The sequence below is a fragment of the Stutzerimonas azotifigens DSM 17556 genome, from assembly GCF_000425625.1.
Taxonomy (GTDB): domain Bacteria; phylum Pseudomonadota; class Gammaproteobacteria; order Pseudomonadales; family Pseudomonadaceae; genus Stutzerimonas; species Stutzerimonas azotifigens.
The window spans coordinates 13,607-33,719 of sequence record NZ_AUDU01000017.1 but is presented as its reverse complement, the minus strand read 5'-3'; the positions used below and the strand labels follow the sequence as shown (position 1 = coordinate 33,719).

Genomic DNA, 20,113 nt, shown 5'->3' with positions numbered 1-20,113 from the left:
CACAGACGGCGCGCGGGGGCGGTCACCGTGCGGCCGCATCCGTGCGGCCGGGGCCCGCCATCAGCCGGCCTGGAACACCTCGGCCAGGTGCTGCTGGTAGCGGGCGATGTCGCGCTCGATGTCCGGCTGCTTCATCACGTCGGTGCAGAGGAAGGTCGGCAGTCCGCTCATGGCGAGGAACTGGTGCGCCTTGTGGAAGGGGAAGTAAACCGCGTCCACGCCCTTGGCTTCGAAGAAGTCGGTGGGGTCGTCGAAGGCCTGCTGTGGGGCGTTCCAGGTCAGCGACAGCATGTAGCGCTTGCCATGCAGCAGGCCGCCGCTGCCGTATTTCTGCGAGGCGTCCGAGCGGGTGCGACCGTCGTTGGCGTAGAGGCTGCCATGGCCGGCGGTGAAGACCTCGTCGATATACTTCTTCACGGTCCAGGGCGCGCCCATCCACCAGCCAGGCATCTGGTAGATCACCGCGTCGGCCCAGAGGAACTTCTCGACTTCCTCGGCGATGTCGTAGCCGGCATCGATCTCGGTGGTCTTGACGTCGAAGCCCGCGCGGTCGAGGAAAGCCACCGCGGTTTCGTGCAGGGTCGCGTTGTAGCGGCCGTTGGAGTGGGCGAATTGCTTGCCGCCGTTGAGGAGCAGGATTTTCTTCATGGGATACCTCGGGTCGATCGAGGGCGGCAGCTTACCGAGGTCGTGCGGGCGAAACAGCCCTTCGCTCGTCAAATGATCTTTGACTCAAAGGCAGGAATGGAAGCGATTGTGTTGCGATAGTGTAAAGGCAAATTCATCGCCGGAGTCCACCATGTACGCCTTCATCCTTCAAGCCCACACCCGCCCCGAGCAGGCCGAAGCGTTCGAGCGGCTGCTGCGTCCCTACGTCGAACCGAGCCGCGCCGAGCACGGCTGCATCCAGTACCACATGCTGCGTGACAAGGACGATCCGACCCTGTTCATCTTCTTCGAGGTCTGGCAATCGAAGGAGCACCTGGCCGTGCACAGCGCATTGCCGCACATGCGCGCCTTCCACGAACGGCGAATGGACTACCTGCGCCGCGACTTCGAGATTCGCGAGGTGGAGATGCTGGGCGCCTAGCCGCGGTTATTGCTCGCCGGGGGCGGTATCGGCACCTGTCGCCGCGAGGGCGCGCCTCCCACGGACTGAATACGAGGCTGGCGGGTTTCTGTGGGAGGCCCGCCCTCGGGGCGAGCTTTTCGCGTGCAGGCGGCAGAAGCGTGACGCCACATTGCCATCAGCGGCCGCCCTCGCTACAGTGCGCCCGCTTCGCGCCAGCGAAGCCTCATGTCCGACCCGTTCGGGCCGCCAAGGATGGCGATGGCTCCGGTCATACCGGGGCCAAGGGCCGTCCCTCATTTGATCGATGGATGACTATGAAAGCCAAAGGCCTGCCAACCCTCGTTGCCGCTCTCGTTCTGGCGAGCGGCTGCACCGCAACCACCACCCTTCGTTCCACCGAGCCCGACCTCGCGGTGAAGATCAACCAGGACGCGCCCCTGATGCTCAGCGCTCCGGTGAACAAGACCTACAAGGCCACCAGCTTCGGCCAGTACCGCTTCGAGGCGACCCAACCGGGCATGGAGCCGATGTACGGCATCGTTCCGCTGAAGTTCAACGGCGGCTACCTGGCGGCGGACATCCTGTTCTTCGCGCCGGCGCTGTTCTACAACCTGCGCGAAGTGTTCCCGTACTACGAGTTCGACGTGGCGCAGGGCGTTGTCCGCTACAAGAAGAACGAGCAGGATCCCTGGCTCAGCTACAAGCCCACGGCCGCCGAGGCCGAGCGGGCACGGGCGTATTTCGCCGGCCAGCGGTGAGCCTGGAGAAACCCGCCTCGTGCGGGTTTTTCTTTGCCTGCCTGCATCGACGGTCGCCGCGAGGGCGCGCCTCCCACAGTGGGCCCGACCTCGGGCGAGAGGTAGGGTGGATGACGGCGCCAGCCTCATCCACGCGTCGGGTTCGCTCGCCGTCCGGGCCCGGGCTCGTCGTTTCGAACGTCTGGCATGGCGAAACGCGGTGGAAAAGGCTTCGCGGTTTTCCACCCTCCCGGTCTGGTGCCCCAATGGGATTGGCTGCCGGGCCTCAACCCCGCTCGGCCACGAGCCGCTGCTCGCGCAACTCCGCCAGCGCATGCCGCGCCACCTGCACCGCCGCGCTGATGGCCAACAGGGCCATGAAGCTCGCCACGACAAGGTCGGGCCAGCCGGAGCCGGTGCCGAACACCCCCAGTGCCGCCAACATCACCGCAAGGTTGCCGAGCGCATCGTTGCGGCTGCACAGCCAGACGCTGCGCATGTTGCTGTCGCCCTCACGGTAGGCAAACAGCAGGGTGGCCACCGCCAGGTTGGCGAGCAGCGCCACCAACCCGACCACGCCCATGGTCGCCGCGTGCGGCGGGCTGCCGTAGAGAAAGTGGACGACTGCCATCGTCAGGATGAACAGGCCAAAGGCGCCCATCGTCAGGGCCTTGGCCAGTGACGCCCGCGCCCGCATCGCCACGCCCAGGCCGAGCACCCAGAGGCTCACGCCGTAGTTGGCGGCATCGCCGAAGAAATCCAGCGAGTCCGACAGCAGCGACACCGAGCCGGCCCGCACGCCGGCACCGATCTCCAGCGCGAACATCGCCAGGTTGATCGCCAGCGCCACCCAGAGGATGCGCCGATAGCGCACGCTCGTCGCCGGACTGGCGCAGCCTTGACCGCAGCAATTTCCCGCCATCTGTTGACTCCCCATCGAAGGATGCGGCTACGCTAAACCCTGTAGCGACTACAGGGTCAAGCGATGACATTGACGATCGGAAAGCTGAGCAAGACCACCGGCGTGAACGTCGAAACCATTCGTTATTACGAGCGCATCGGTCTACTGACGCCCGCTGTGCGCACCGAGTCCGGCTACCGCACCTTCGGCGAACGCGAGGCGGAGCGACTGCGCTTCGTCAAGCGCGGGCGCGAACTCGGCTTCTCCCTCGAAGAGATCCGCACGCTGGTGGAACTGGCCGACCAGCCCGGCCAGCCCTGCGCGGAGGTCGACCGCCTGGCCGAGGGCCACTTGGCCGAAGTCCGCCAGCGCATCGCCGATCTGCGACGGCTGGAAGCCGAGCTGGAGCGGTTGGTCGGCTGCACCGAATCGTCGGTCAGGGAATGCCGGATCGTCGAAGCGCTGAGTGGTGGGCGCTGAGTCCGACTCCTTTAACCAATGGGCGTTGCCGCGTAGGTGTCTGGTCACGTGCGATCTGCGGGCCTACGTTGTATCGTGCCGAGCCCCCATTCCGCCAAGCCCTTCAGGCTGAATCATGCGAACCGACAGCCGTCTTTCCCGAATGCTGCATGTACTGTTGCACATGGCCCGCGACGAGCGGCCGGTGACCTCCGAGCAGATCGCCGAAATGCTCGGCACCAACCCGGTGGTGGTCCGGCGCACCATGGCCGGGCTGCGAAAGGCGGGCTACGTTCGCGCGGAGAAGGGCTACAACGGCGGCTGGATGATTTCCTGCGATCTCGCCGAGGTGACGCTGCTGGATATCTTCCATGCCGTGGGCGGACCCAGGATCTTCGCCATCGGCCTGGACCGGGAAAACCCGGATTGTCTGGTCGAGCGGGTGGTCAACGAAGCCGTCGCCGATGCGCTGCAGCAGGCCGAGGCATCGTTGCTGCGGCGCCTCGGTTCGGTTTCCCTGGCCGACCTCTCGGCCGAGTTCAACGCCTTGTACGGCACCCGTTGCCGGAACGCAGCCACCCACAAGCCGACCTGAATCCACGCAACAGACCCGCCCGACCAGCGAACAGCTCAGCGCTTTCCTCCCGTTCGCCATTTAGTGTAACTTCAAAAGATACCTAAACGAGCGAGAGGGCTTCTCATGCATTACGATGTGATCATCCTCGGCGGTAGTTATGCCGGCTTGTCGGCGGGGTTGCAGCTCGCTCGGGCGCGCCGGCGGGTGCTGGTCATCGATGCGGGCGAGCGCCGCAACCGCTTCGCATCCGCATCCCATGGCTTCCTGACGCAGGATGGAGCTCCGCCGGACGAGATCGCCGCCGAGGCGCGTGCGCAACTGATGGACTACGCAACCGTCGACTGGCTGCAGGCGAAGGCCGAAGAGATCCAGCGGCACGAGGAAGGCTTTTCGGTCCGTCTCCAGCACGGTGGCTCTCGCAGCGCGCGGGTGCTCGTCCTGGCGACCGGAGTGGTGGACGAGCTACCCGATGTGCCGGGGCTGGCCGAGCGATGGGGCAGGCACGTGTTCCATTGCCCTTACTGCCATGGCTATGAACTGAACCAGGGGCGCATCGGCGTGCTGGCGACCTCGCCGCTATCCATGCACCAGGCTCTGATGTTGCCGGACTGGGGGGACACGACCTTCTTCCTCAACGGCTGTTTCGAGCCCGACGAGCAGCAACTGGCACAGTTGCAGGCGCGCAACGTCCTGCTCGAGCGAGGCGCAATTGCGCGCCTCGCCGGTGCCGGAATCGAGGTCGTGATGCAGGACGATCGGGCGCTGCCGCTGGATGGTCTGTTCCTTGCTCCACGCATGCGCATCTCTATGCTGGCTTCGCAGATCGGCTGCGGGCTGGAAGAGGGGCCGTTCGGAAGCTTTATCAAGACCGATGCGACCAAGGCGACTTCGGTGCCTGGCGTCTTCGCCTGTGGTGATACCGCGCGGGCCGCCGGGTCGGTCGCCCTGGCCGTCGGAGACGGCGCGATGGCAGGGGCCGCCGCGCACCGAGCATTGATGTTCGGGCTCTGAACGGACTGGGAACGGCATAGGCGGAGCCCGGGCAGGGCAGGTTTCGGCCATGGCCCAACGTCCTGCGATTCGCGCATCATGGTGCTTTAAGCGCTTCGAGGAGCCCGTCATGCGTGTCGTCCCGCCTTTGCTGTCCGCTGTCGCCTTCTGCCTCGCATTCACCGGCATCGCTCCGGCCACGGCGGCCGAGCCCGATCGGCTGGTCGAGGCAATCAATGCCTATCGCGGCGAGGTGCAACGCTGCGGTGGCGAGGCTTCCGAGGTGCTGGCACCGCTGGCCGCGGATGCGCGCCTGCGGCTGTCGGTGGAAGGCGTCGGCGATCTGCAGCAGGCGCTGGCGGCCAGCGGCTACCCGATGGTCACCGTGCAGGCGATCAGCCTTTCCGGACCGCGCGACGCAACGGCGGCCATGGCGGCGTTGCAGGAAAGCTTCTGCAAGGTGCTGCTCGATCCGCAGTTCGTCGATATCGGCGTCAATCAGCAGGGGCGCGACTGGCGCATCGTGCTCGCCCGGCCGCTGCTGGACGGCCGCCTCGGCGACTGGCAGGCGGAAGGGCAGGCGTTGCTGCAGCAGATCAACGTCGCCCGCACGCAGCCACGCCAGTGTGGCGACCAGGCCTTCGACGCGGCCGCGCCGCTGCGCTGGAATGCCGAACTCGGCGCCGCCGCCGAGGGGTACAGCCGGGCGATGGCCAACGGCAATTTCTTCTCCCACCTGGGACAGGACGGCCGCATCCCGAGCGACCGCGCGGAGCTCGCGGGCTACCGCGGTGGCGCGGTGGGCGAGAACCTCGCCGCCGGCCACGGCAGCCCGCGCCGGGTGGTCGAGGGCTGGCTGGCCAGCCCCGGCCACTGCGCCAACCTGATGAACCCGCGCTTCGATGAATTCGGCGCCGCCTACGCGGTGGATCCGCAAAGCGACGCCGGCATCTACTGGACGGCGCTGTTCGGCGCGCCCTGAATGCGCGTCACTGCGCCGGCTTGGCCAGCCAGGTGTCGGCGATGCGGCGGTACTCGCCGGTGGCCTTGGCCAGGTGCAGCCACTGGTCGACGTAGGCCTTGAAGGCGCTGTCGTCGCGCGGCAGCAGGAAGGCCTTCTCGCTGTACTGCAGCGGCTTGTCCGGGTTCACCGCGCACAGGCTCGGGTAATTGCGCTGCTGGTACAGCGCCTCGGAGGCGTCGGTGATCATCACGTCCGCCTTGTTCTCGGCGACGTGGCGGAAGATCACGGTGTTGTCGTGGAACAGCTCCAGCTGCGCCTTGGGCAGCTCGCGGTGGACGAACGCCTCGTTGGTGCCGCCCGGCGGCTCGATCAGTCGTACCGAGGGCTGGTTCAGCTGGGCGATGGTCTGGTACTTGTCCGTGTCGTCGCAGCGGACGAAGGGAATTTTGCCGTCCACCGTGATCGGGTCGCTGAAGTAGGCTTTCTTCTGCCGCTCCAGGGAAATGGAAACGCCACCGACCGCCATGTCGCACTTGCCGGCGAGGAAGTCCGGCATCAGCGTCTTCCAGGTGGTTGGCACCCACTGCACCTTCACGCCCAGGCTCCTGGCCAGCGACTCGGCCAGCGCGATGTCGATGCCCTCGTAGCCGCCGTCCTCGCGCAGGAAGGTGTAGGGCTTGTAGTCGCCGGTGGTGCAGATGCTTAGCGTCCCGCGCTGCTGGACGTCATCGAGCAGCGAGGCAGAAGGGGCGGCGAACGCGGCCCCGCTGGCCAGCAACAGGCCGGCCGAAATCGGATATTTCATCGGTTTTCCTTGGCAGGGCAACGCCGTGGCGCTGCCGTGGTTGTTGTTCTTGTGCCGCGAATGAGCAGCCGGCAGAACGTACCGGACGAAGCGAGAGCTCACAAGGCGCACGGGCACCGTAGGATCGAGGGGACGCCAGTTCCTTGTTCGCGAATCCGGCAATGCCAAAGCAAGATTGCGGTCAAGACCGCTCCCTCCATAGGTTGGGTGAAGCGAAGTCCGATAAGAACACCCCTGTCATCCACGGCGGCCCCGCAAACGAAGAGCCCGGCAGATGCCGGGCTCTTGTGGTATGTGGCGCTTACTCGGGCATGTGCCAGGGCTGGAGGCTTACGCCTTCGCGGCTCAGTTCTTCGCGGGTTTCTGCCAGGGTTTCGCCGAGCTTGACCGGGTCGGTGTAGGTCCCCCGCGAGAGGCTGCGGCGGGCGAGGGTGCGTGAATGGGTGCGGTCGATGACGGTGATGCTGACTTCGCCGTTACCTTCGGGCAGTGTCCAGGCGACGCACTGGAACGGCTGGAAGGCCTGGTCGGTGATCAGCAATGCCTCGTTGAAGCGAAGGGGAGCGTTCATGGTGGGCTGTCTCTCTGCGTGTACCCAAAACCGAGTGCTTGCCTGGTGCATCGGACACCAGCCTACAGCTCATGGATGTATGCAGATGACTGGAAAGTCACAACCGAGTTCGCAAATGCAGGGAATTTTCCGACGCGCCGGTTGTTAGGGTGGCTCACTTGTCCCGCGTGCGCTTGCCCTGTGACTGGACGAGCTCGAGATCGGACTCGATGGTGCCGATCAGCCGCTGCACCTCCGCGTCCGAAAAGGAGGAGGAGCAGGCGATGCCGGTGACGGTGAGCAGCGTCTCGTCGTTGGTCGAATCGTATACACGCACCAGCAGGCTGTTCGGCGATTCGAGCACGGCTTCGCATCCCAGTGGGTGAAAGTGCTGCTTGAGCAAATCGCGTACGCGCATGAAGGTCAGACGGGTCAAGGTAGGCCTGCGATCTCGGATGAAGCAAGAGAACGGACCGCGGTTCCTCAGTCCTCGTGGCGTCGACGGTGGGTCGAGCGCCTACTTTAGCAGCTTGAACGTCGGTTGAAAGCAGTCGAGTCAAAATAATGTCGAAGTGCTATGACAGCTTTTCGGCACGCCAATCGCCCACCATCATGGCGGTTGCCGCTGTGTGCCTGGGCTTGCCGTTTCGCTTGGCATGGCGGACGGTACGCCCATTGGTGGGCTGAAGCCCACCCTACGCCCGGCTTGCACCGAGTCCGTCGTCCCGGCGAAGGCCGGGGCCCAGGTGGCGGGCACAGGGGTGATAGGCAGGTAGAGAGCCTGGACGTCCGTGCTGCCCGGCGGCCGGCGAGGCGTGGTTTTTTGAACGAAACCTGACAAAAATGCGCGGCGGCAGACGGAGCGGTGAATTTCCGGTCGAACGGCGAGTCAGAGAAGCGCCGGGGCGGTCGGGCGCTTGCCCGTCGTTGGAATCAGTACAGGCGCGATCATGCATCGCTGAGATGGAGAATAGATGGATCTTTGGACTGCCTTTCAGGCATTGATTCTGGGTATCGTCGAGGGGCTGACGGAGTTTCTACCGGTTTCCAGTACGGGCCACCAGATCATCGTGGCCGACATCATCGGGTTCGGTGGCGAGCGGGCGCTGGCCTTCAACATCATCATCCAGCTGGGCGCGATCCTGGCGGTGGTGTGGGAATACCGCCGCAAGATCCTCGACGTGGTGCTGGGGCTGCCGCGCGAGCGCGAGGCGCAGCGCTTCACGGTGAACCTGCTGATCGCCTTCCTGCCCGCCGTGGTGCTGGGCGTGGCCTTCGCCGATACCATCCACGAGTACCTGTTCAACCCGATCACCGTCGCGACCGCGCTGGTCATCGGCGGCGTGATCATGCTCTGGGCCGAGAAGCGCGAGCACCAGGTGCGGGCCGAAACGGTCGACGACATGACCTGGAGCCTGGCGCTCAAGGTCGGCCTGGCGCAGTGCCTGGCGCTGGTGCCCGGCACCTCGCGCTCCGGCTCGACCATCATCGGCGGCCTGCTGTTCGGCCTGTCGCGCAAGGCCGCCACCGAGTTCTCGTTCTTCCTCGCGATGCCGACCATGGTCGGCGCGGCGGTCTACTCCGGCTACAAATACCGCGATCTGTTCCAGCCGGCGGACCTGCCGGTGTTCGCCATCGGCTTCGTCACGTCCTTCATCTTCGCGATGCTGGCGGTGCGCGCGCTGCTGCGCTTCATCGGCAACCACAGCTACGCCGCGTTCGCCTGGTACCGCATCGCGTTCGGCCTGCTGATCCTGGCGACCTGGCAGCTGCACCTGATCGACTGGAGCACCGCGGTCGGCTAATGAGTCCTCACCGCGGCCATGCTCAGCTGCGGTGATACACCTGTATCAGGTGGTAGCCGAAACGGGTCTTCACCGGGCCGTGGACCACCCCCAGGGCCTTGCGGAAGACCACCTGGTCGACCGCGTGCACCAGCTGGCCGGGCCTGAGTTCGCCGAGGTCGCCGCCACGCTTGGCCGAGGGGCAGATCGAATGCTTGCGCGCCAGCACGTCGAACGGCTCGCCGGCCGCGAGCCGTTCCTTGAGGCGCCTGGCCTGCTCTTCGTTTGCCACCAGAATGTGGCGCGCCATTGCCTTGGCCATCTCAGGCCGCCTTTTCCTGTGCGGTGATCTGCTGGGCGATCTCGATCATCTGTTCGCGCATCCAGCGGTTGGCCGGATCCTGGTCGGTGCTCTCGTGCCAGTAGATGTGCGTTTCCAGTTCCGGGATATCGACCGGCAGCGCCACGTGGTGCAATTGATGTCGGCGCGCGAAACGCTCGGGCACCGTCATCACCAGGTCGGTCTGCTGCAGCACCAGAGTGGCCATCAGGTAATGCTGAGAGCGCAGCGCGACCTTGCGCTGCAGGCCCATCTTGCCGAGCGCCAGATCCATCATGCCGAGGCCGCTGCGCCGGCTGGAGATGTGGATGTGAGCCACCGACAGGTACTCGTCGAGGCTGATCCTGTCCTTCGCCAGCGGGTGCCCCGGGCGCATGGCGCAGACGTAGCGGTCCTCGAGCAGTTTGACGTGACGGACCTGCGGGTCGGTATTGAGCGGGGCGTCGACGGCGAAATCCAGCCGGCCGGCGGCCAATTCCTTGGTCGTCTCGCGGCGCTTGGCCAGGAAGCTCTCGATCTTCACGTTCGGCGCCAGCCGGCGCAGGCGCTGGAACAGCGGCGGCAGGATCACCGCCTCGGTGAGGTCGGTCATGCTGATGCGGAAGGTCTTGTTCGCCTGCAGCGGGCTGAAGGTCCGGCTTTCCTGCACCGAGACGCGCAGCAGCTGCAGGGCGTTGCGCACTGGGCCGATGATATTCTGCGCCATCGGGGTCGGCACCATGCCCTGGGCGGTGCGGACGAACAGCGGGTCGTTGAAGGTCTCGCGCAGCCTGGCGAGCGCGTTGGAAACCGCAGGCTGGGTGATCCCGACGATCTGTCCGGCGCGGGTGAGGTTCGCTTCGGTGTAGATGGCGTCGAAGACGATGAACAGATTGAGATCGACCTTGTTCAGATTCATTTCTGCCTGCGCTCCTTTGTATGAATTATCGAGCGATCATATATCGGTGATGAATCTTTATACACGCTGAAAATAGCTTCGATTAATTGCCGGGCGTGTTCTACATTCCTCCGCATCACCCACCCCGCGCAAGGTTGTTCCCATGGATTTTGCCTACTCTCCGAAGGTCCAGGCGCTTCGCGAACGCGTGCAGGCGTTCATGGACGCCCATGTCTATCCGGCCGAAAAGATCTTCTATCAGCAGGTCGCGGAAGGCGATCGCTGGCAGCCCACGGCGATCGTCGAGGAGTTGAAGGCGAAGGCCAGGGCCGAGGGGCTGTGGAACCTGTTCCTGCCGGATTCGGAGCTTGGCTTCGGCCTGACCAACACCGAGTACGCGCCGCTGGCCGAGATCATGGGCAGTTCCGGACTGGGCCCGGAAGCCTTCAACTGTTCCGCGCCGGACACCGGCAACATGGAAGTGCTGGTGCGCTACGGCAGCGAGGCGCAGAAGAAGACCTGGCTGGAGCCGCTGCTGCGCGGCGAGATCCGTTCGGCCTTCGGCATGACCGAGCCGGGGGTCGCGTCGTCGGATGCCACCAACATGCAGGCGCGTGCCGTGCGCGAGGGCGACGAGTGGGTGATCAACGGCCGCAAGTGGTGGACCTCGGGCGCCTGTGACCCGCGCTGCAAGATACTGATCTTCATGGGGCTGACCAATCCGGACGCGCCGCGCCACCAGCAGCACTCGATGATCCTGGTGCCGATGGACACGCCCGGGTTGAAGGTGCTGCGTCCGCTGCCGGTGTTCGGCTACGACGATGCGCCGCACGGCCATGCCGAGGTGCTGCTGGACAACGTGCGCGTGCCCTACGAGAACGTGATTCTCGGCGAAGGGCGTGGTTTCGAGATCGCCCAGGGGCGCCTCGGGCCGGGGCGGATCCATCACTGCATGCGTTCGATCGGGGTCGCCGAGCGGGCGCTGAAACTGATGTGCGAACGGGCGGTGAGCCGTACCGCGTTCGGCAAGCCGCTGGCCCGCCTGGGCGCCAACATCGATCACATCGCCGAGTCGCGCATCGAGATCAACCAGGCGCGCCTGCTGACGCTCAACGCCGCGTACATGATGGATACCGTGGGCAACAAGATCGCCGCGAGCGAGATCGCGCAGATCAAGGTGGTCGCGCCCAACGTGGCCCTGCGCGTCATCGACCGCGCGATCCAGATCCACGGGGGCGCCGGGGTCTCCGACGACTTCCCGCTGGCGCACTGGTACGCCATGCAGCGCACGCTGCGCCTGGCCGATGGCCCGGACGAGGTGCATCGAGCCTCCATCGGCAAGCACGAGCTCGGCAAGTACGTGCCGAAGGAGCTGCTGCGCAGTCGCTGAAGCCGGGTGGGGCACGTGAAAAAGGGAAGGGGGCTCGGGCCCCCTTTTTTCGTGTTGCACTTCACGCCGCGGCCCGGGCTCCGGAACCAACCGGCTGGCCCGTCCGTCTATCGGATGACACTCGGCGCGTGCGTGCCAGACGCATCGCGGTCTCGAGCCGGACCCCCAACAAGCAGAAAGATGGAGCCCGCCATGAGCAGTTTTTCCTGGAAGCGTCGCTTGGCCGCCGTGCTGGCCGCCCTGCATTTCGTATTGTTCGCGCAGGTGCCGATGGCGCAGGCGTCGATGATCGGCACCCCCGAAGTGCTCGTCGAGCAACAGCAGCAGGTTGACCGCGAGGAGCTGCTGGCGATGCTCGACGACGAGGAAGTGCAGAAGAAGCTGGAGTCCATGGGCGTCGACCGCCAGCAGGTCGAGACGCGCATCGCCAGCCTCACCCCCGCCGAACTCGCCCAGTTCAACCAGCAGCTCGACGAGGCGCCGGCCGGGGCGGGCGTGGTCGGCATCATCGTGCTGTTCCTGGTGATCTTCATCATCACCGACATGCTCTGCGCCACTAACATCTTCAACTTCATCAACTGCATCAACCGTTGATGGGGCGGGCGCTCGCCCTGATCCTGGTGGTGCTGCTGGGAGGCTGTGCCGGTGCGCCGGTCTCCCGGCTCGATGACTCGGGGCTGCCGAGGCGCGCCGAACTCGGCGACACTCCCTTCTATCCACAGCAGGCGTACCAGTGCGGGCCGGCCGCGCTGGCCACCCTGTTGGTGCAGCGCGGCCGCGATACCGGCCCCGAGGCGCTGGTTGACCAGGTCTACCTGCCCGGTCGCCAGGGCAGCCTGCAGGTGGAGATGGTCGCGGCGGCGCGTTCCCACGGCCTGCTGGTCTACCCGCTGAAACCCCGGCTCGAGACGCTGTTCGCCGAGGTCGCCGCGGGCAACCCCGTGCTGGTGCTGCAGAACCTCGCGTTCGAACGCTGGCCCCAGTGGCACTTCGCGGTGGTCGTCGGCTACGACCTGGACAAGGGCGAGGTGATCCTGCGTTCGGGGACGACCCGGCGCCGCGTCGAATCGCTGAGCGCCTTCGCCGGCAGCTGGGAAAAGGGCGAGCGCTGGGCGGTGATCACCGTCGAGCCGGACGTCTTCCCGGCCACGGCGGAGCGGCTTCCCTGGCTGCGCGCGGCCGCCGACCTGGAGACCACGGGCCATTCGGACGAGGCGCGCACGGCCTACGAGCAGGCGGTCCGGCGCTGGGGTGACGGCACTTCCTGGTTCGCCCTGGGCAACAATCGCCATGCGCGCGGCGACCTGGCGGGCGCCGAGCAGGCGCTGGTGTCGAGCGTGCAGGCCGACCGGACATTCGCGCCGGCCTGGTTCAACCTGGCGCATGTCCTGGCGGGGAGGGCCTGCGAGACGGCCGCCGACGCCGCGCTCGGCTGCGCCCGACGCCTCGCTCCCGAAGACGCTCGGATGGCCGCGGCGCTTCCGCAAGCGCAAGGCGGCGCGCGGGGCGGGGCACCTGCCTGCCCGGTGTTGCCGGCCTGTCCCTGAAGCACGGGCGCGCCTGAAAAAAAGAAAAGATTCAGTGGCTTATCCAGAAACCGCTTGACTCCTTCGAATCGCGCCGTAGAATGCGCGTCCAACGAAGGCACATAGCTCAGTTGGTTAGAGCACCACCTTGACATGGTGGGGGTCGTTGGTTCGAGTCCAATTGTGCCTACCAAATTCCGCTTCGGCGGTCACGAAGAGGGCGATCCGGTGGGTCGCCCTTTTTCTTTTCCGGCAAGCGAGCGCCGGTGCTCGCAGCTTGCCAGCAAAACGGCTTTCTGAAAGCATGCACCCCCTTTCCAGTGATCGTGATGCGGCAGGAGTGCCAAGGGCGCCCGCCATCGTGAGGCGGGTCTTCCTCCGCATCGCTTACTGGCTCATCCCAACCCACGTGGCCTTTGGTAGGGGTCACCACTAGGACAGGAGGCAGCCATGCCCACCATTACCCTCCCTGACGGCAGTCAGCGCATATTCGACAAACCGGTTTCGGTGATGGAGGTTGCCCAGTCCATCGGCGCCGGCCTCGCCAAGGCCACGCTCGCCGGCAAGGTCGACGGCAGGCTGGTCGATGCCTGCGACCTGATCGAGCGGGATGCGAGCCTGCAGATCATCACGCCGAAGGACGAGGAGGGGCTCGAGATCATTCGCCACTCCTGCGCGCACCTGGTGGGGCACGCGGTTAAGCAGCTGTTCCCGACGGCGAAGATGGTCATCGGTCCGGTGATCGAGGAAGGCTTCTACTACGACATCGCCTTCGAGCGTCCCTTCACACCGGAGGACATGGCGGCGATCGAGCAGCGCATGCGCGAGCTGATCGACAAGGACTACGACGTGATCAAGCGCGTGACCCCGCGCGCCGAGGTGATCGACGTGTTCAGCTCGCGTGGCGAGGACTACAAGCTGCGTCTCGTCGAGGACATGCCCGACGAGCAGGCGATGGGCCTGTACTACCACGAGGAATACGTCGACATGTGCCGCGGTCCGCACGTGCCGAACACGCGCTTTCTGAAGGCGTTCAAGCTGACCAAGCTGTCCGGTGCCTACTGGCGCGGCGACGCCAAGAACGAGCAGCTACAGCGGGTCTACGGCACCGCCTGGGCGGACAAGAAGCAGCTGGCGGCCTACATTCAGCGCATCGAAGAGGCCGAGAAGCGCGACCATCGCAAGCTGGGCAAGCGGCTCGACCTGTTCCACACCCAGGAAGAAGCGCCAGGCATGGTGTTCTGGCACCCCAACGGCTGGACCATCTACCAGGTGCTTGAGCAGTACATGCGCGGCGTCCAGCGCGAGCACGGCTACCTGGAGATCCGCACGCCGCAGGTCGTCGACCGCAGCCTCTGGGAGAAGTCGGGGCACTGGGCCAACTACGCCGAGAACATGTTCACCACCGAGTCGGAAAGCCGCGACTACGCGATCAAGCCGATGAACTGCCCGTGCCACGTGCAGGTGTTCAACCAGGGTCTGAAGAGCTACCGCGAGCTGCCGATGCGCCTCGCCGAGTTCGGCGCCTGCCACCGCAACGAGCCCTCCGGCGCGCTGCACGGCATCATGCGGGTACGCGGCTTCACCCAGGACGACGCGCACATCTTCTGCACCGAGGAGCAGATGCAGGCCGAATCGGCGGCGTTCATCAGGCTGACGCAGGCCGTCTATGCCGATTTCGGCTTCCACGACATCCAGCTCAAGCTGTCCACTCGTCCGGAAAAGCGGGTGGGTTCGGACGAACTCTGGGATCGTGCCGAGGCGGCGCTGGCGTCGGCGCTGGACAGCGCTCGCCTGCCGTACGACCTGCAGCCGGGCGAGGGCGCCTTCTATGGTCCGAAGATCGAATTCTCGCTGAAGGATTGCCTGGGGCGCGTCTGGCAGTGCGGCACGCTGCAGCTGGACTTCAACCTTCCGGTGCGCCTGGGCGCCGAGTACGTCAGTGAGGACAACAGCCGCAAGCATCCGGTGATGCTGCATCGCGCGATCCTCGGCTCGTTCGAGCGCTTCATCGGCATCCTCATCGAGCACTACGAGGGTGCGTTCCCGGCCTGGCTGGCGCCGGTCCAGGCGGTGGTGATGAACATCACCGACAAGCAGGCCGCCTTCGCCGAGGAAGTCGAGAAGACCCTGAATCAAAGCGGATTTCGTGCCAAGTGTGACTTGAGAAACGAAAAGATCGGTTTTAAAATCCGCGAGCATACCTTGCTCAAGATTCCCTATCTCTTGGTTATCGGAGACCGGGAAGTTGAGACACGTTCCGTCGCTGTGCGCACCCGTGATGGCGTCGACCTCGGCAGCATGCCGCTCGACGGCTTTCGCGAGATGCTTGCACAGGCGGTTGCCCGGCGTGGTCGCCAAGAGTTGGAGTAATCATTATTAAGCGTGAAATGAGACAAGATAAACGAGCTCAACCCAGAGCCCCGATCAACGAGAACATCTCGGCACGCGAGGTTCGTTTAATTGGTGCGGATGGCGAGCAGATCGGCATCGTCTCGATTGATGAAGCGCTTCGTGTAGCGGAAGAGGCCAAGCTCGACCTGGTCGAGATTTCCGCAGACGCCGTGCCTCCCGTATGTCGGATCATGGACTACGGCAAGCACCTGTTCGAGAAGAAGAAGCAGGTAGCGGCGGCGAAGAAGAACCAGAAACAGGTTCAGGTCAAAGAAGTCAAGTTTCGCCCAGGGACGGAAGAGGGCGACTACCAGGTCAAGCTTCGCAACCTGGTACGTTTCCTTAGCGATGGGGACAGGGCCAAGGTATCCTTGCGATTCCGTGGCCGTGAGATGGCACATCAGGAGCTGGGGATGGAGCTGTTGAAGCGGGTCGAGAACGACCTCGCCGAATACGGTTCGGTCGAGCAGCATCCGAAGATGGAAGGACGCCAGCTGATCATGGTCATCGCTCCCAAGAAGAAAAAGTAACCTCCAGGGCACTGGCAGGCCTTGCGGTTATTTTGTAATCACTCTACTGGAGTACCGAACATGCCAAAGATGAAGACCAAGAGTGGCGCTGCAAAGCGCTTCAAGAAGACTGCTGGTGGCCTCAAGCACAAGCACGCCTTCAAGAGCCACATCCTCACCAAGATGTCCACCAAGCGTAAGCGTCAGCTGCGTGGCACTTCGCTGATGCACCCGTCTGACGTCGCTCGTGCCGAGCGTTCGCTGCGCCTGCGTTGATATTTTTGAGAGGACTGAAAAATGGCTCGTGTTAAGCGTGGCGTAATCGCCCGTGCTCGTCACAAGAAAATCCTGAAGCTCGCAAAAGGCTACTACGGCGCGCGCTCGCGCGTGTTCCGTGTCGCCAAGCAGGCGGTAATCAAGGCTGGCCAGTACGCCTACCGTGACCGTCGTCAGCGCAAGCGTCAGTTCCGCGCCCTGTGGATCGCCCGTATCAACGCCGGTGCCCGTCAGAACGGTCTGTCCTACAGCCGCCTGATCGCCGGTCTGAAAAAGTCGTCCATCGAGATCGACCGCAAGGTTCTGGCCGATCTGGCAGTCAACGAAAAAGTGGCATTCGCCGCGATTGTCGAGAAAGCAAAAGCATCCTTGGCTTGAGTCCTCGCGACAATCACGGATCCGCCGATTCGTAGTGGTGTCACCGATAGGGGAAGAGCCTGTGCTCTTCCCCTATTTCGTATATGGGAAGGGGCTTTTGCAAAAGGCGGGCGCCTGGCTCACAGGCCGCTTTTGCAAGACCCTCTGGAGGTTGTAAATGGAAAACCTGGATGCATTGGTCTCTCAGGCGCTGGAGGCCGTGCGGCACAGCGGGGACGTCGCTGCGCTGGAGCAGCTGCGCGTCCACTATCTGGGCAAGAAAGGCGAAATCACTTCGCTGATGAAGCAGCTCGGGAGCCTGTCCGCCGAAGAGCGGCCGCAGGCGGGCGCGCGCATCAACACCGCCAAGGAGCAGGTGCAGGACGCGCTCAACGTGCGCAAGGCGCTGCTGGAGCGGGCCGCGCTCGACGAGAAGCTGGCCGCCGAGCGCATCGATGTGACCCTGCCGGGCCGTGGCCAGACCTCCGGCGGCCTGCATCCGGTCACGCGCACCCTGGAGCGTGTCGAGCAGATCTTCACCAACATCGGCTACCAGGTTGCCGAGGGCCCCGAGGTCGAGGACGACTACCACAACTTCGAGGCGCTCAACATTCCGGGCCATCACCCCGCGCGGGCGATGCACGACACCTTCTATTTCAACGCGAACATGCTGCTGCGCACCCACACCTCTCCGGTGCAGGTGCGCACGATGGAATCGCAGCAGCCGCCGATCCGCATTGTTTGCCCAGGACGGGTCTATCGCTGCGATTCCGACGTCACCCACTCGCCCATGTTCCACCAGATCGAGGGGTTGCTCGTCGACGAGGGCGTCAACTTCGCCGACCTGAAGGGGACCATCGAGGAGTTTCTCCGCGTGTTCTTCGAGAAGGAACTCGGCGTGCGCTTCCGCCCCTCGTTCTTCCCGTTCACCGAGCCGTCGGCGGAAGTCGACATGCAATGCGTGATGTGCAACGGCAAGGGCTGCCGTGTCTGCAAGCAGACCGGCTGGCTCGAGGTGATGGGCTGCGGCATGGTACACCCCAACGTGCTGCGCATGTCCGGCATCGATCCGGAACGCTACCAGGGCTTCGCCTTCGGCATGGGAGCCGAGCGACTGGCCATGCTCAGATATGGAGTCAACGATTTGCGCCTGTTCTTCGACAACGACCTGCGGTTTCTCGCGCAATTCCGCTAAGGCCACATACAGATTTTCTAGGAGAGCAGCATGAAATTCAGCGAACAATGGCTCCGTAGCCTGGCCGAGCCGGGCGTTTCCCGCGAGGAGCTGGTGGCGCGCCTGTCGATGGTCGGGCTGGAGGTGGACGCGGTCACGCCGGTTGCCGGCCGTTTCGACGATGTGGTGGTGGCCGAAGTGAGCGCGGTCGAGCCGCATCCGGATGCCGACAAGCTGCGCGTCTGCCAGGTCAGCGACGGCGCGCAGACCGTGCAGGTGGTCTGCGGCGCGCCCAACGTACGGCCCGGCCTGCGGGTACCGTTCGCGCGCATCGGCGCCGAGCTGCCGGGCGGGCTGAAGATCAAGAAGGCCAAGCTGCGTGGCGTCGAGTCGCAGGGCATGCTGTGCTCGGCGGCGGAGCTGGATCTCAGCGAAGATCACAGCGGCCTCATGGAGTTCGCCAGCGATGCGCCGGTCGGCCAGTCGGTGCGCGACTACCTCAGGCTCGACGACGTCAGCATCGAAATCGGCCTTACCCCGAACCGGGGCGATTGCCTCTCGCTGCGCGGGCTGGCCCGCGAAGTGGGGGCGATTTATCAGGTACCCGTTCGGGAGCCGGCGATCGAGCCGGTCGTGCCTAGCATCGACACCTCTCGACCGGTGGAAATCCTGGCGCCCCAGGCCTGCCCGCGCTACCTCGGGCGTGTCATCAGCGGCATCGATCTGTCCCGCCCGACGCCGGGCTGGATGGCCGAGCGGTTGCGTCGCTCCGGCATCCGCTCGATCGATGCGGTCGTCGACATCACCAACTACGTGATGCTCGAACTCGGCCAGCCGATGCACGCCTTCGATCTGGAGCAAATCCGCGGCGGCATCCGGGTGCGCCTCGCCGGACAGGACGAGCGCCTGACCCTGCTCGACGGGCAGGACGTTACGCTGAGCGAGAAGACGCTGGTCATCGCCGACCACGAGCGACCGCTGGCGATTGCAGGCGTCATGGGGGGCGAGCACAGCGGCATTTCCGAAAGCACGACCTCCCTGTTCCTGGAGAGCGCCTACTTCGATCCGATCGCGCTCGCTGGTACCGCCCGCTCCTACGGGCTGCACACCGACGCTTCGCACCGCTACGAGCGCGGCGTCGATCCGCAGCTGGCGCGACAGGCGATCGAGCGGGCCACCGAGCTGGTGCTGGCCATCGTCGGCGGCAGCGCCGGCCCGGTGGTCGAGGCGGCAGACGAGGCGGTGCTGCCGAAGCCGGCCGACATCGAACTCAGGCGCGCGCGGATCGAACAGGTCCTCGGGCTCAGCCTGGAGGATGTCCAGGTCGAGCGGATTCTCCAGGGGCTTGGTTTCGGGCTGGTCGCGCAGGAGGCGGGCTGGCGCGTCTCCGTACCCTCGCACCGTTTCGACGTTTCGATCGAAATCGACCTGATCGAAGAGCTGGGGCGGCTGTACGGTTACAACCAGCTGCCGGTGCGCTACCCGCAGGCCCGGCTCGCCCCACATGCCGCTTCCGAGGCGGAGGCGGGCGTTCCGGCGATGCGTCGGCTGCTGGTCGCGCGTGGCTACCAGGAAGTGATCACCTACAGCTTCATCGACCCGAAGGCATTCGAGCTGTTCTCGCCGGGTGTCGAGCCGCTGCTGCTGGCCAACCCCATCTCCGCCGACATGTCCGCCATGCGCGCGTCGCTGTGGCCGGGACTGATCAAGGTCGTCCAGCACAACCTCAACCGGCAGCAGAGCCGGGTGCGCATCTTCGAGACCGGCCTGCGCTTCGTCGGGCAACTGGACGGGCTTCGTCAGGAGAAGGTGATCGCCGGGGCGGTGACCGGTTCGCGGCTGGTCGAGGCCTGGAGCAACCCGCGCCAGGACGTCGACTTCTACGACGTGAAGGCGGACATCGAGGCGCTGCTGGATCTGCCCGGCGGGCTGGAAGGCGCATACGACTTCGAACCCGCCGAGCATCCGGCCCTGCACCCGGGCCAGACCGCCAGGATCGTGCGCGCCGGCAAGCCGGTGGGCTTCCTCGGAACGCTTCACCCCTCGCTGGCGTCCAACCTCGGGTTGGCGCAGACGGTGCTGCTGTTCGAACTCGATCTGGCGGCCATCGCGGAAGGCGCACTGCCGAAGTTCAGCGAGCTGTCCCGCTTCCCCGAAGTGCGAAGGGACTTCGCCGTGGTGGTCGGCCGCGACGTGCCGGCTGCGGAAATTTTGGGTGCCGTCCGGGAGGCCGCAGGGCCCTTGTTGCAAGACCTCAAGTTGTTTGATGTCTATCACGGTAAAGGCATTGATCCGCTTGGTAAAAGCCTGGCCTTCGGCTTGACCTGGCAGCACCCATCCCGCACTCTAAACGACGAAGAGGTGAACGGTTTTGCTCAGTCCGTGCTCGCCTCGCTGGAAGAAAGGTTCGATGCCACGTTAAGGAAATAGC

At 65.0% G+C, this 20,113-nt stretch carries 23 protein-coding genes and 1 tRNA gene; 17 read left to right on the top strand and 7 right to left on the bottom strand.

Annotated elements, in window-relative coordinates:
- Nucleotides 1–60: 60 nt before the first annotated feature.
- Nucleotides 61–648: an NAD(P)H-dependent oxidoreductase gene (locus H610_RS0101025; protein ID WP_028237993.1), complete on the bottom strand. Its 588-nt coding sequence runs from the start codon at nucleotides 646–648 to the stop codon at nucleotides 61–63.
- A 151-nt stretch (nucleotides 649–799) separates the two neighbouring features.
- Here H610_RS0101025 and H610_RS0101020 point away from each other — a divergent pair, with 151 nt between their 5' ends.
- Together H610_RS0101020 and H610_RS0101015 are read left to right on the top strand one after the other, a co-directional pair.
- Entirely contained in the window at nucleotides 800–1,090 is a 291-nt protein-coding gene (locus tag H610_RS0101020) for a putative quinol monooxygenase (RefSeq protein WP_028237992.1), read from the top strand.
- A gap of 296 nt (nucleotides 1,091–1,386) precedes the next feature.
- The gene (locus H610_RS0101015) at nucleotides 1,387–1,830 is read left to right on the top strand and encodes a hypothetical protein (RefSeq protein WP_028237991.1); all 444 of its coding nucleotides are present in this window, start codon (nucleotides 1,387–1,389) and stop codon (nucleotides 1,828–1,830) included.
- A 265-nt stretch (nucleotides 1,831–2,095) separates the two neighbouring features.
- Here H610_RS0101015 and H610_RS0101010 read toward each other — a convergent pair whose 3' ends face one another.
- The gene (locus H610_RS0101010) at nucleotides 2,096–2,731 is read right to left on the bottom strand and encodes a cation transporter (protein ID WP_028237990.1); all 636 of its coding nucleotides are present in this window, start codon (nucleotides 2,729–2,731) and stop codon (nucleotides 2,096–2,098) included.
- Between the two features lie 63 nt (nucleotides 2,732–2,794).
- Between H610_RS0101010 and H610_RS0101005 the strand changes: the two genes are divergently transcribed.
- The 4 genes from H610_RS0101005 (at nucleotide 2,795) to H610_RS0100990 (ending at nucleotide 5,718) form a co-directional block, all read left to right on the top strand.
- Nucleotides 2,795–3,190: a MerR family transcriptional regulator gene (locus H610_RS0101005; RefSeq protein ID WP_028237989.1), complete on the top strand. Its 396-nt coding sequence runs from the start codon at nucleotides 2,795–2,797 to the stop codon at nucleotides 3,188–3,190.
- 115 nt (nucleotides 3,191–3,305) lie between these two features.
- On the top strand, nucleotides 3,306–3,764 hold the full coding sequence (locus H610_RS0101000; protein WP_028237988.1) for an Rrf2 family transcriptional regulator: 459 nt from the start codon (nucleotides 3,306–3,308) through the stop codon (nucleotides 3,762–3,764).
- Nucleotides 3,765–3,869: 105 nt separating this feature from the next.
- The gene (locus tag H610_RS0100995; protein ID WP_028237987.1) at nucleotides 3,870–4,757 is read left to right on the top strand and encodes an NAD(P)/FAD-dependent oxidoreductase; all 888 of its coding nucleotides are present in this window, start codon (nucleotides 3,870–3,872) and stop codon (nucleotides 4,755–4,757) included.
- A gap of 109 nt (nucleotides 4,758–4,866) precedes the next feature.
- A complete protein-coding gene (locus tag H610_RS0100990) occupies nucleotides 4,867–5,718 on the top strand; it encodes a CAP domain-containing protein (RefSeq protein ID WP_028237986.1) in 852 nt (283 codons plus the stop codon).
- A gap of 7 nt (nucleotides 5,719–5,725) precedes the next feature.
- Here the strand turns inward: H610_RS0100990 and H610_RS0100985 are convergent, their stop codons facing one another.
- The 3 genes from H610_RS0100985 to H610_RS22995 all read right to left on the bottom strand — a co-directional run bounded on the left by H610_RS0100985 (nucleotide 5,726) and on the right by H610_RS22995 (nucleotide 7,491).
- Nucleotides 5,726–6,505: a transporter substrate-binding domain-containing protein gene (locus H610_RS0100985; protein ID WP_028237985.1), complete on the bottom strand. Its 780-nt coding sequence runs from the start codon at nucleotides 6,503–6,505 to the stop codon at nucleotides 5,726–5,728.
- A 301-nt stretch (nucleotides 6,506–6,806) separates the two neighbouring features.
- The gene (locus H610_RS0100980; protein ID WP_028237984.1) at nucleotides 6,807–7,076 is read right to left on the bottom strand and encodes a hypothetical protein; all 270 of its coding nucleotides are present in this window, start codon (nucleotides 7,074–7,076) and stop codon (nucleotides 6,807–6,809) included.
- Nucleotides 7,077–7,230: 154 nt separating this feature from the next.
- Nucleotides 7,231–7,491 carry a DUF1652 domain-containing protein gene (locus H610_RS22995; protein WP_051231410.1) on the bottom strand — a complete coding sequence of 87 codons (261 nt, stop codon included), beginning with the start codon at nucleotides 7,489–7,491 and terminating at the stop codon, nucleotides 7,231–7,233.
- Nucleotides 7,492–8,029: 538 nt separating this feature from the next.
- Here H610_RS22995 and H610_RS0100970 point away from each other — a divergent pair.
- The gene (locus H610_RS0100970; RefSeq protein ID WP_028237983.1) at nucleotides 8,030–8,860 is read left to right on the top strand and encodes an undecaprenyl-diphosphate phosphatase; all 831 of its coding nucleotides are present in this window, start codon (nucleotides 8,030–8,032) and stop codon (nucleotides 8,858–8,860) included.
- Between the two features lie 22 nt (nucleotides 8,861–8,882).
- Here H610_RS0100970 and H610_RS0100965 read toward each other — a convergent pair whose 3' ends face one another.
- Both H610_RS0100965 and H610_RS0100960 read right to left on the bottom strand, forming a co-directional pair.
- Nucleotides 8,883–9,161 (bottom strand): peptidylprolyl isomerase, encoded by a 279-nt coding sequence (locus tag H610_RS0100965; RefSeq protein ID WP_028237982.1) that lies wholly within the window; start codon nucleotides 9,159–9,161, stop codon nucleotides 8,883–8,885.
- Nucleotide 9,162: 1 nt separating this feature from the next.
- Nucleotides 9,163–10,077: a LysR family transcriptional regulator gene (locus tag H610_RS0100960; protein ID WP_028237981.1), complete on the bottom strand. Its 915-nt coding sequence runs from the start codon at nucleotides 10,075–10,077 to the stop codon at nucleotides 9,163–9,165.
- Nucleotides 10,078–10,219: 142 nt separating this feature from the next.
- Between H610_RS0100960 and H610_RS0100955 the strand changes: the two genes are divergently transcribed.
- From H610_RS0100955 to pheT, 10 genes are all read left to right on the top strand, one after another.
- Entirely contained in the window at nucleotides 10,220–11,446 is a 1,227-nt protein-coding gene (locus H610_RS0100955; protein ID WP_028237980.1) for an acyl-CoA dehydrogenase, read from the top strand.
- A 192-nt stretch (nucleotides 11,447–11,638) separates the two neighbouring features.
- Complete coding sequence (locus H610_RS0100950; RefSeq protein WP_028237979.1) at nucleotides 11,639–12,040, top strand: PA2779 family protein; 402 nt, start codon at nucleotides 11,639–11,641, stop codon at nucleotides 12,038–12,040.
- Nucleotides 12,040–12,993, top strand: coding sequence for a PA2778 family cysteine peptidase (locus tag H610_RS0100945; protein ID WP_043237318.1), 954 nt, complete (start codon nucleotides 12,040–12,042; stop codon nucleotides 12,991–12,993). Before H610_RS0100950 ends, H610_RS0100945 begins: the two co-directional genes overlap by 1 nt.
- 95 nt (nucleotides 12,994–13,088) lie before the next feature.
- Nucleotides 13,089–13,165, top strand: a tRNA-Val gene (locus tag H610_RS0100940).
- A gap of 257 nt (nucleotides 13,166–13,422) precedes the next feature.
- Nucleotides 13,423–15,345 carry a threonine--tRNA ligase gene (thrS, locus tag H610_RS0100935; protein WP_028237977.1) on the top strand — a complete coding sequence of 641 codons (1,923 nt, stop codon included), beginning with the start codon at nucleotides 13,423–13,425 and terminating at the stop codon, nucleotides 15,343–15,345.
- Nucleotides 15,345–15,896: a translation initiation factor IF-3 gene (infC, locus tag H610_RS22990; protein ID WP_201768341.1), complete on the top strand. Its 552-nt coding sequence runs from the start codon at nucleotides 15,345–15,347 to the stop codon at nucleotides 15,894–15,896. Before thrS ends, infC begins: the two co-directional genes overlap by 1 nt.
- 60 nt (nucleotides 15,897–15,956) lie before the next feature.
- Nucleotides 15,957–16,151 (top strand): 50S ribosomal protein L35, encoded by a 195-nt coding sequence (rpmI, locus tag H610_RS0100920; RefSeq protein ID WP_028237975.1) that lies wholly within the window; start codon nucleotides 15,957–15,959, stop codon nucleotides 16,149–16,151.
- Between the two features lie 21 nt (nucleotides 16,152–16,172).
- Nucleotides 16,173–16,529 carry a 50S ribosomal protein L20 gene (rplT, locus tag H610_RS0100915; RefSeq protein ID WP_028237974.1) on the top strand — a complete coding sequence of 119 codons (357 nt, stop codon included), beginning with the start codon at nucleotides 16,173–16,175 and terminating at the stop codon, nucleotides 16,527–16,529.
- Between the two features lie 157 nt (nucleotides 16,530–16,686).
- Nucleotides 16,687–17,703: a phenylalanine--tRNA ligase subunit alpha gene (pheS, locus tag H610_RS0100910; RefSeq protein ID WP_028237973.1), complete on the top strand. Its 1,017-nt coding sequence runs from the start codon at nucleotides 16,687–16,689 to the stop codon at nucleotides 17,701–17,703.
- A gap of 30 nt (nucleotides 17,704–17,733) precedes the next feature.
- On the top strand, nucleotides 17,734–20,112 hold the full coding sequence (pheT, locus tag H610_RS0100905) for a phenylalanine--tRNA ligase subunit beta (RefSeq protein WP_028237972.1): 2,379 nt from the start codon (nucleotides 17,734–17,736) through the stop codon (nucleotides 20,110–20,112).
- The last annotated feature ends 1 nt before the right edge of the window (nucleotide 20,113 follow it).